Below are 2,835 nucleotides of genomic sequence, written 5' to 3'. Positions count from 1 at the left end.
TCGTGAAATTTTCAAAACTACTGTTTCTCCTCATTCCCAAATTTTAAAATGTCATTGGAACAATGACAAGGAATGCAATTGCTGAAAAGTTTTACTTTGATTTTTTGTGCGAGAAAGTATTATCCGAAATGAAATTTCTTTATCAGTTGTGTTCCTTCATCATCGAATGATGATGTTATCGGAATTTGGGAACAAGAATGTGTCCCAATCGAAGATTGGTCTTTTTTCAAAACTTGTTTTTGAAAAAAAATTAGTTTCTTAATCCTTAACGATATTGTTACTGAATATTTTATATTAAATTTATTTTTCTTCTTTTGTGCCTTTGTAGTAAATTTCCCAAAAAATATTCATAGACAAATAATCCATCATCCAAAATTTCAAATCATCTTATTATAAATAAGGAACAGATTATGAAAAAATTGGCTTATGAAGATATTCTGGAATTAATTGAACAAAATAAGATAAACAAACTAAAAGAAGATTTGAATCGACTTCACTCAGGTGATATTGCTCAAATCATCAACGATCTTCCTTCCGAATATCAAGCATCGACTTTCCGTTTATTGAATGATGAAAATGCCTCGGATGTCCTTCCTGACCTTCATGACGAACTGCGGGAACAGATACTGAAGGAAATTCAAGAGAATCGTCTGGTTAAGATCATTGATGAGATGGAAACCGACGAAGCAACAGATATCATCAGCGAATTAGATGAAGATCGTTCCAGAGAACTTTTGGAGAAAATAGATGAAGAGGATTCGGAAGAAATAAAACAGCTGCTTGAATATGATGAAGAATCTGCTGGTGGTTTGATGCAGACCGAGATCATCGCCTTGCAAAAAGAGATGAAACGTGACGAGATGATCGAATATATCAGACAGAATTATGAAGATGTGGAAAATATCCATTATGTTTTTGTGGTCGATTTTGAGAATAAATTGATTGGAGTTTTGGAAATAACCAGATTGCTTTTAGCAAAACCGGATACTAAAGCAGAAGATATTATGGATAAGGAGGTTGTTTCCGCAACCGTTGATCTGGATCAGGAAAAAGTCGCTCATCTTTTCAGGAAATATGATCTCTATATTTTACCTGTCGTAGATAATGAGAGCCATCTTCTCGGAAGGATTACGGTTGATGATATTATCGATGTTATCGATGAGGAAGCCTCCGAAGATGCCTATAAAATGGTAGGATTGGAAAGCGAGGATCGGGTTTTTACGAGTCCTTTGAGTTCTGTCCGTAAAAGACTGCCCTGGTTAACTCTGAATTTATTCACTGCTCTACTGGTTTCTTCGGTTGTGGGAATTTTTGAGCAGACAATTGACAGATTATCGTTTCTCGCAGTTTTAATGCCGATCGTTGCTGGTTTGGGAGGAAATTCAGGAACGCAAACTTTAACGGTTATAACACGAGGAATTGCATTAGGTGAATTAACGATTCATAATACCTTGAAAGCGATTTTCAAGGAAATTTCCGTCGGGATAATTAATGGAATTCTGATAGGTTCTGCCGCCATGTTGATCGCTTATTTATTAAAAGGGGAAATCATGCTTGGAGTTGTTCTGGGAGTAGCCATGATCTGTAATATGTTCATTGCCGGTTTGATCGGCTCCTCGATTCCGGTGGTAATGAAAACTCTGAAGATCGATCCTGCTCTCGCATCCAGTGTGATCATTACCATGCTGACAGACATTGGAGGTTTTGCTTCTTTTCTGGGATTAGCAACTTTGTTATTGTAGCACGGAACTCTGTTCCGTTTGTAAAATTGATTCTCTGAATAAATGGTTTTTAACATCCTAAATTTGTGAAGTATTTGAGACTTACCAAATTTTTGATTTCTTTTTAAAACTTCACAAGTTTTTGAAACTTGGTAAGTTTTACTCCAACCGTTGAAAAGGTCTATTTGTAAGAATTCCTCTGCTGGTAACCATTTTCAAGATTTCTCAAACCAAATTTTCATATTCCGATCAGGCATAAAATTTATTTTATGATAATAGAAAATATGTTTATCTCCAACTGTTTTCAGACTATCCGGAAAATATGATAATGAATCGAGTTTTACATCTTTTGTGAGCAATATTTTGTAATTCACTTCCTCGAAAGGTTTTCCCCATCTTTGCGTGGTTGTTAGGATGTATTCGGCTTTGTTTCCCAAAAGTTTCTGTCGATAAGATAACCTGTATTTCTGTATTTGGTTGGGAAGAATTTTTATTTTAAATGAGAAACCGTTTTCCCTGGTTTTAATCATACAATCGGAAGAATCTGATAAACAAATCGCCTGCATGGAATCGACAATTCCATAAAGAGAATCGAGCGGGAACGGATAGAATAACAAGCGCTTGATTTCTGTATCCGAATTATTCCTGAAATAATAAATGCCATCCACATGGAAATAATTTCCCTTGATCTCGAAATCCAGGTCTTCCCGGAAAAACTCCAGATTTCCTGAAAATAATTGAGAAAAAAGAAAAAGTAGGACAGGTAATACTGATTTTAAATACATATTTTCATTGGGTGATGTAAATGTTTCGAGTCGCCGTCGCACGCTCCTTACGACTCGAATAGTTAACATATTATCGCAAAACGATCATCTTATTAGAAGCAACTTCTTTCCCATCCATTTTCAGAGTATAAAAATAAACACCGGAATTAACAAATTTTCCGTTCCCATCTTTGCCGTCCCAGTTGATGTGTGAAAAGCGACTCCGTCGCTTTTGCATTAACACAGTTAATGCACTCCAAAGACCTTACTTTCTGTCCTTTCTGATTATAGATTGTAATTGTTTTCTCCGTGTGCTCTGTGGTTGAAAAAGAAATCGTTGTATTTTTATT

2 protein-coding genes are annotated in these 2,835 nt (G+C 35.6%); one reads left to right on the top strand and one right to left on the bottom strand.

Features of this window, described 5'->3' with window-relative positions:
- Nucleotides 1-410 precede the first annotated feature (410 nt).
- Nucleotides 411-1,742 (top strand): magnesium transporter, encoded by a 1,332-nt coding sequence (mgtE, locus tag ENL20_12720; protein HHE39413.1) that lies wholly within the window; start codon nt 411-413, stop codon nt 1,740-1,742.
- 194 nt (nt 1,743-1,936) lie between these two features.
- On the opposite strand, the gene ENL20_12715 is transcribed toward mgtE, so the two are convergent.
- A complete protein-coding gene (locus ENL20_12715; protein HHE39412.1) occupies nt 1,937-2,506 on the bottom strand; it encodes a hypothetical protein in 570 nt (189 codons plus the stop codon).
- Nucleotides 2,507-2,835: the final 329 nt, after the last annotated feature.

Source organism: Candidatus Cloacimonadota bacterium (assembly GCA_011372345.1).
Lineage (GTDB): Bacteria > Cloacimonadota > Cloacimonadia > Cloacimonadales > TCS61 > DRTC01.
Note: the sequence above shows the minus strand (reverse complement) of the source record. Positions and strands in the feature narration are given on the sequence as shown.